Origin of the sequence: Arenimonas sp., assembly GCF_019459675.1 — a bacterium.
Taxonomy (GTDB): Bacteria; Pseudomonadota; Gammaproteobacteria; order Xanthomonadales; family Xanthomonadaceae; genus Arenimonas.
This window is the reverse complement of the sequence record NZ_JAIBFH010000227.1, coordinates 1-6722: the sequence shown is the minus strand read 5'-3', so window position 1 is coordinate 6722 and position 6722 is coordinate 1. Positions and strand designations below refer to the sequence as shown.

General features: G+C 71.1%; 6 protein-coding genes and 1 pseudogene. 5 read left to right on the top strand and 2 right to left on the bottom strand.

Features of this window, described 5'->3' with window-relative positions:
* Together K0M70_RS07725 and K0M70_RS07720 are read right to left on the bottom strand one after the other, a co-directional pair.
* Positions 1–1195, bottom strand: a 1195-nt coding sequence (locus tag K0M70_RS07725; protein ID WP_290781202.1) for an ABC transporter permease, incomplete at its 3' end; no start/stop codon positions are given.
* A 5-nt stretch (positions 1196–1200) separates the two neighbouring features.
* The gene (locus tag K0M70_RS07720) at positions 1201–2421 is read right to left on the bottom strand and encodes an efflux RND transporter periplasmic adaptor subunit (protein ID WP_290781200.1); all 1221 of its coding nucleotides are present in this window, start codon (positions 2419–2421) and stop codon (positions 1201–1203) included.
* Positions 2422–2514: 93 nt separating this feature from the next.
* Here K0M70_RS07720 and K0M70_RS07715 point away from each other — a divergent pair, with 93 nt between their 5' ends.
* From K0M70_RS07715 to K0M70_RS07695, 5 genes and pseudogenes are all read left to right on the top strand, one after another.
* On the top strand, positions 2515–3447 hold the full coding sequence (locus K0M70_RS07715) for an alpha/beta fold hydrolase (protein WP_290781198.1): 933 nt from the start codon (positions 2515–2517) through the stop codon (positions 3445–3447).
* Between the two features lie 24 nt (positions 3448–3471).
* Positions 3472–5124: an olefin beta-lactone synthetase gene (oleC, locus tag K0M70_RS07710; RefSeq protein ID WP_290781197.1), complete on the top strand. Its 1653-nt coding sequence runs from the start codon at positions 3472–3474 to the stop codon at positions 5122–5124.
* A gap of 37 nt (positions 5125–5161) precedes the next feature.
* Positions 5162–6157 (top strand): 2-alkyl-3-oxoalkanoate reductase, encoded by a 996-nt coding sequence (gene oleD, locus K0M70_RS07705; protein WP_290781196.1) that lies wholly within the window; start codon positions 5162–5164, stop codon positions 6155–6157.
* 140 nt (positions 6158–6297) lie between these two features.
* Complete coding sequence (locus K0M70_RS07700) at positions 6298–6450, top strand: DUF1328 domain-containing protein (protein ID WP_290781195.1); 153 nt, start codon at positions 6298–6300, stop codon at positions 6448–6450.
* Between the two features lie 62 nt (positions 6451–6512).
* Positions 6513–6722 (top strand): annotated as a pseudogene (locus K0M70_RS07695) (hypothetical protein); the annotation flags it as partial.

Genomic DNA, 6722 nt, shown 5'->3' with positions numbered 1-6722 from the left:
GGCGGATGGCCTCCACCGGGTCCAGGCCGGCGGCGCGGCGCGCGGGAATGGCCGCCGAAACGATGCCCGTCACCGTGGCCAGCACCGCCGCGGCCACGAGCAGCCACGGGTCCACCGGGATGTAGAAAAGCTTGGGCCCGAAGGTGTTGAACGCGCCCACCAGCCCGTAGCCCGCCAGCCCGCCGACCAGGGAGCCGGCCAGGCCGAACAGGGCGCCCTGCACCAGGAATACGCGCAGCATCTGCCGCCGCGTGGTGCCCATGGCGCGCAGGATGCCGATCTCGCGGGTGCGCTGCACCACGCTCACCGACAGCACGCTGGCGATGCCCAGCGCCACGCTCAGCGCCACGAACACGCTGATCATCTGCGTGCTCAGGCTTTGCGAGCGCAGCGCGTTCATCAGCTGGGCGTTGGTTTCCATCCAGCTTTCAGCCTTCAGGCCGGTCAACCGCGCGATGCGCGCCGCCACCGCCTTGGCCGCGAAGATGTCGTCCACCGTCACGTCGATGATCGTGGCCGCGCCCGGGAGGTTGAGCAGCGACTGCGCCTGCTTCATGTCCAGGTACACGTAGCGCGCGTCCAGTTCGCGCACGCCCAGTTCGAAGATGCCGGCCACGTTCACCACGCTTTCGCGGCCCTGGCCGCCGTCCAGCCGCAGCTTGTCGCCCACGCGCAGGCCCAGGTCGGCCGCCAGCTGCTTTCCGATCACCGCATCGCCCGCGCCGATGCGGAACACGCCGGCGACCACGTCGTCCTGGATCGGGATGATGCGCTGGTAGCGCGCGGCATCAATACCCACCAGCGCCACCGACTCCAGCGCCTCGCCGCGGCGCGCGAACGCCGGGCCCGAGATCACCGGTGACACGGCGGTAACCCGGGGCAGCGTGTCCAGCACGTCGCGCACCTGCTGCCAGTTGTTGATCGAGCGCAGGCGCTGGGCGCGCTTGTTTTCCAGCACCAGCTGCACCTCGCCGCCGGCGGGCGCCAGGATGCGGTTGGCTTCCTCGGTGGGCTGCACCTTGATATGCGCCTGCGTGCCCAGCGTGCGGTTGATGATGTTGCCCTGCAGGCCAGTGATCAGCGCGGTGAGGAACACGATCACCGCCACGCCCACCGCGATGCCCACCAGGATCAGGGTGCTTTGCGCCTTGTTCTCGCGCAGGAACTTCGTGGCGATGGTCCACTCGATCCACATCGGCGTCAGTCGAACTTGGCCGGCAGTTCTTTGCGGGTGGCGGGGTCGCCGGTTTCCATCGGCAGCGCGGCCTGCTGCACGCGCACCCGGCTGCCGGGTTCCAGCGCGGCCTGGCCGTCGGCCAGGATCCAGTCCCCGGGCTGCAGTCCGCGGGTGATTTCAGTCATGGCCAGGCCGCGCAGCCCCAGCGTCACTTCGCGGCGCGTGGCGCGGCCTTCGGCGACCTGCCACAGCTGCGCGCGGTCGCCGTCCACCTCGGACAGCGCGTCGTTGGGCACCACCACGGCGCGGTCGCGGCGGCCGGTTTCCACGTTCACCGACACGGTCATGTCCTGGCGCAGGAACCCGGGCACCGGGTCCACGGTGAGGCGGATGTCCACCGAGCCGCGCTGCGGGTCCACGCTGGGCGCGATGAAGGTGAGCCTGGCGGGAAAGGGCTGGGACGGGTAGGCGTCGGCGATGCACATCGCCGGCTGGCCCAGCGCCAGCACTTCGAGGTTTTTCTCGTCCAGCGGCACCAGCACTTCGGTGGCGCCGGTGCGGGCGATCTCGAACAGGATGCGGCCCGGCTGCACCAGGTCGCCGGGCTCGGCGTTGCGGGTGAGCACGGTGCCGGCGACCTCGGCGCGGATCGTGGTCTTGGCCAGCTGTGCGCGGGCGGTGGCCAGGCGGGCGCGGGCAGCGGTTTCGTTGGGGTTGCCTTCGGCCAGGGATCGGGCGGCCAGGCGCGCCTGTTCGGCGGCACTGCGGGCGATGGTCTCGGCCTGCACGGCCTGTTCCATGGCTTCGCGGGCGATCAGCTGGCGCTGCAGCAGGTCGCGGCGGCGCGCGGCTTCGCGGCTGGCCTGCAGCAGGCGCGCCTCGGCCTCGCGCAGGGCGGCCTGGGCCTGGGGCCGCGTGGACTGCTGCAGTTGGGCCAGCGCCGCCTCGGCTTCGCGCGCGGCGGCCTCCAGGTCGTCGGCGCGCAGCACCGCCAGCACGTCCCCCGGCTGCACCGTGTCGCCTTCTTGCACCCGGCGCTCCAGCACCACGCCGGTGACGGCGCTGCCCACCTGCGCACGCGACACCGCCACCACGCGCCCGGTCGCCACCACCGTCTGCACCAGCGGCCGGGACGCCACCTGGTAGCCGTCCAGGGCCGGGCCGCGCACCTTCTGCACCGTTACCCAGGCGGCCGCTCCCACGGCGAGCACCAGCAGGGCAACGAGGGTCAGGGGGCGTTTCATGGCGGGGCTCCGGAGGGCGCGTGACAGCCGCCACGATACCGGTTGGCGCGGGTCTTGGTGACGGTCCGGCGGGCTCGCGTAGAATCCCGGGTCATGAACCAGACCCCTCTCAGCGCCGAACAGGCCCGCGTCCTCGCCAAGGGTCCGTTCCCGGACTACCCCTTCACCCCGAAATCCTTCGTGCACCCCAACGGGCTCACGCAGTCCTACCTGGACGAGGGCGAAGGCGATCCGGTGGTGATGCTGCACGGCAACCCGTCGTGGTCCTACTACTGGCGCCACCTGGTGCTGGGCCTGCGCGACGACTACCGCTGCATCGTGCCCGACCACATCGGCATGGGCCTGTCGGACAAGCCCGCCGACGCCGACTACGGCTACACGCTGCGCAACCGCGTGCAGGACCTCGACCGGCTGCTTGACCACGCCGGCGTGGGCGACAACGTCACCCTGGCGGTGCACGACTGGGGCGGCATGATCGGCTTCGGCTGGGCGCTCAAGCACGCCTCGCGCGTGAAGCGGCTGGTCATCCTCAACACCAGCGCGTTCCCGCTGCCGGCCGACAAGCCGCTGCCGTGGCAGCTCAAGCTGGGCCGCAACTGGGCCCTGGGCGAGTGGCTGATCCGGGGCGCCAACGCGTTCGCGGCCGGCGCCGCCACCGACGGCCTGGTGACCAAGCTCGACCCGGCGGTGAAGCGTGCGCTGTTGGCGCCCTACGACAGCTGGGCCAACCGCATTTCCACCGTGCGCTTCGTGCAGGACATCCCGCTCAAGGAAGGCGACCGCGCCTGGGACCTGGTGGAAGACGCCGGCCGCCGGCTGCCCGAGTTCGGCAACCGCCCGGCCTTCATCGGCTGGGGCCTGAAGGACTTCGTTTTCGACAGCCATTTTCTCAAGGGTTTCGAAACCGCGCTGCCCCGGGCCGAGAAGCAGGTTTACGACGACGCCGGCCACTATGTCCTCGAAGACAAGCACGCCGTGCTGGTGCCGCGCATCCGCGATTTCCTCGACCGCAACCTGCTCGACTGACCGGCCCACGGTTGCGGCTGGCGCATGACCGACACCTGCAACATCGCCGCCGCACTGCCGCGGCTGGCCGCGCAGTCGCCCGACCGCATCGCGATGCGCTGCCCGGGCCGGCGCGGCCCCGGCGGCCTGGCGCGCTATGACGTCACGCTGACCTACCGCGAACTGGACCAGCGCTCGGATGCGCTGGCCGCCGGCTTCGCCCGGCACGGCATCGTGCGCGGCACGCGTGCGGTGGTGATGGTGCGGCCGTCGCCGGAATTCTTCCTGCTGATGTTCGCGCTGTTCAAGGCCGGCGCGGTGCCGGTACTGGTGGACCCGGGTATCGACAGGCGCGCGTTGAAGCAGTGCCTGGACGAAGCCGCACCGCAGGCCTTCATCGGCATCCCGCTGGCGCAGGCCGCGCGTGCGCTGCTGGGCTGGGCGCGCAGCGCCACCACCCTGGTGACGGCGGGGCGGCGCTGGTTCTGGGGCGGTGCAAGCCTTGCCGGGGTGGAGGCCGCAGGCGCCGGCGCAGGGCCGCAGCTGGCGGACACGCAGCCGGACGACGTGGCGGCCATCCTGTTCACGTCCGGGTCCACGGGCGTGCCCAAGGGCGTGGTGTATCGCCACCGGCATTTCGTGGCGCAGGTGGACATGCTGCGCGACGCCTTCGGCATCGTGCCCGGCGGCGTGGACCTGCCCACCTTCCCGCCGTTCGCGCTGTTCGATCCGGCGCTGGGGGTGAGTTCGATCATCCCCGACATGGACCCGACGCGCCCGGCGAAGGCCGACCCGCGCAAACTGCTGCACGCCATCGAGACCTTCGGCGTGGACCAGCTGTTCGGATCGCCCGCCCTGATGCGCGTGCTGTCCGACCACGGCGCGCCGCTGCCCGGCCTGCGCCGCGTCACGTCGGCCGGTGCGCCGGTGCCGGCCGACGTGGTGGCGAAGATGCGCGAACTGCTGCCCGAATCCGCGCAGTTCTGGACGCCCTACGGCGCCACCGAATGCCTGCCCGTGGCGGTGATCGAAGGCCGCGAACTGCAGTCCACGCGCGAAGCCACCGAACAGGGCGCCGGCACCTGCGTCGGCCGCCCGGTGCCGCCCAACGAAGTCCGCCTGATCGCCATCAGCGACGACGCCATCCCCGACTGGTCCCAGGTGCTGGAACTGGGCGCTGAAAGCATCGGCGAGATCACCGTCGCCGGTCCCACCGTCACCGACGAATACTTCAACCGGCCCCAGGCCACCGCGCTGGCGAAGATCCGCGAAACCCTGCCCGACGGCCGCGTGCGCACCGTGCACCGCATGGGCGACCTGGGCCGGATGGACGCGCAGGGCCGCCTGTGGTTCTGCGGCCGCAAGTCGCACCGCGTGCGCACCGAACTGGGCGGCCTGTACACCGAACAGGTCGAACCGGTCTTCAACACCCATCCCGACGTGGCGCGCACGGCCCTGGTGGGCGTGGGCGAACCGGGCACGCAGCGGCCCGTGCTGTGCGTGGAAATGCGCGCGGGCCTGCCGCGCGGCGAGCACGCCCGCGTGCTGGCGGAACTGCAGCGCCACGCCATGGGCTACGTGCACACCGGCCGCATCGAAACCTTCCTGGTCCACCCCGGCTTCCCGGTGGACATCCGCCACAACGCCAAGATCGGTCGCGAACAGCTGGCCCAATGGGCCACTCAAAAACTAAGCTGAAGAAAATGTACCTGGTACGTTTTTACTGGAGGATGAGATGAGGGTGGTGGTGACGGGGGGGGCGGGGTTCCTGGGTCAGGCGCTCTGCAGGGCGCTGGTGGCGCAGGGGCATGAGGTGGGCAGCTTCCAGCGCAGTTTCTCGCCGGCGCTCGAAGCGATGGGCGTGCGCCAGGTGCGCGGTGACCTCGCTGACGCCGCCGCCGTGCACGGTGCTTTCGCCGGGCAGGAGGCCATCTTCCACAACGCCGCCAAGGCCGGCGCCTGGGGCAGCCACGCCAGCTATTTCGAAGCCAACGTGGTCGGGACCCGCAACGTGCTGGCGGCGATGCGCGCGCACGGGATCGGCCGCCTGGTCTACACGTCCACGCCCAGCGTCACCCACACTGGCCGCACCCCGGTGGAAGGCGGCAATGAAATCGACACGCCCTATGGCGAACACTTCAAGGCGCCCTATCCGGCCACGAAGCTGATCGCGGAAAAGGAAGTGCTGGCGGCGAACGACGCCACGCTGGCCACCGTGGCCCTGCGCCCGCGCCTGATCTGGGGCCCGGGCGACACCCAGCTGCTGCCGCGCCTGGTGGAGCGTGCGCGCGCCGGTCGGCTGCGTTTCATTGACGGCGGCCACAACCGCATGGACACGACCTACATCGACAACGCCGCCCAGGCGCACCTGGATGCCCTGGAAGCGCTGCGGCCCGGCGCCGCCTGCGCCGGCAAGGCCTATTTCATCTCCAACGGTGAGCCCCGGCCGGTGCGCCAGATCGTCAACGACATGCTGGCCGCCGCCGGCGTGCCGCCCGTACAGGCCAGCGTCCCGTACGCGGTGGCCCACTCTGCGGGCGCGGTGCTGGAAGTGGCCTGGACGCTGCTGCGCCTGCGCGGCGAGCCGCCCATGACCCGCTTCCTGGCCGAGCAGCTGTCCACCCCGCACTGGTATGACATTTCCGCCGCCCGGCGCGACCTGGGCTACGTGCCGGCGGTGTCCACGGCCGAGGGCCTGCAGCGGCTGGCCCAATGGTGGACCACCCGCTGAACCTGTACGAGCGCGCGCGATTCTGAACGAACTGCTAATCCGGCGTGAGGGCGTCAGGGGCGAGTCAGGTGGGCGGGGCTAAGTTCGTCCTGCCAGCCGCCATCCTGCGTCGCCGGCACCCAATAAAAGGAGAGCACTCAATGCTCCATTACGCGCTGGTTTTCCTCATCGTCGCCATCATCGCGGCGGTCCTCGGCTTCGGCTCGCTCGCCGGCATGGCGGCCACCATTGCCAAGGTGCTGTTCGTGGTCTTCCTGATCCTGGCGGTGGTTTCTTTCATCAAGAAGGGATAGGTCGGCGTTCGCGCCGTCTCCCAACTAGCCGATCCTTCACGCCACCCCGCTAGAATGGCGGCATGACGGACCGTGCTGCTTCCCCCTTCGATGCCCTCAAGCCCCTGGCTGGCCGTGCGCTGGAACAGGCCTTGAACCGGCTCGTGGCGTTGGATCCCGACACCGGCCCCGCGGGGCCGCGGGCGCCGGGGGGGGGGGGGTATGCCGGGGGGGGGGGGGGCCCGGCGGGCGGGCGGCCCTGGGCGGGGGGCGGCGGGCGCGGGCGGGGGGGG

Bases quoted from the DNA above. Each gene is read 5' to 3' on its own strand.
- oleC (WP_290781197.1), top strand. From the start codon at position 3,472: ATGACCGACACCTGCAACATCGCCGCCGCACTGCCGCGGCTGGCCGCG.
- K0M70_RS07720 (WP_290781200.1), bottom strand. From the start codon at position 2,421: ATGAAACGCCCCCTGACCCTCGTTGCCCTGCTGGTGCTCGCCGTGGGA.
- K0M70_RS07715 (WP_290781198.1), top strand. From the start codon at position 2,515: ATGAACCAGACCCCTCTCAGCGCCGAACAGGCCCGCGTCCTCGCCAAG.
- K0M70_RS07700 (WP_290781195.1), top strand. From the start codon at position 6,298: ATGCTCCATTACGCGCTGGTTTTCCTCATCGTCGCCATCATCGCGGCG.
- oleD (WP_290781196.1), top strand. From the start codon at position 5,162: ATGAGGGTGGTGGTGACGGGGGGGGCGGGGTTCCTGGGTCAGGCGCTC.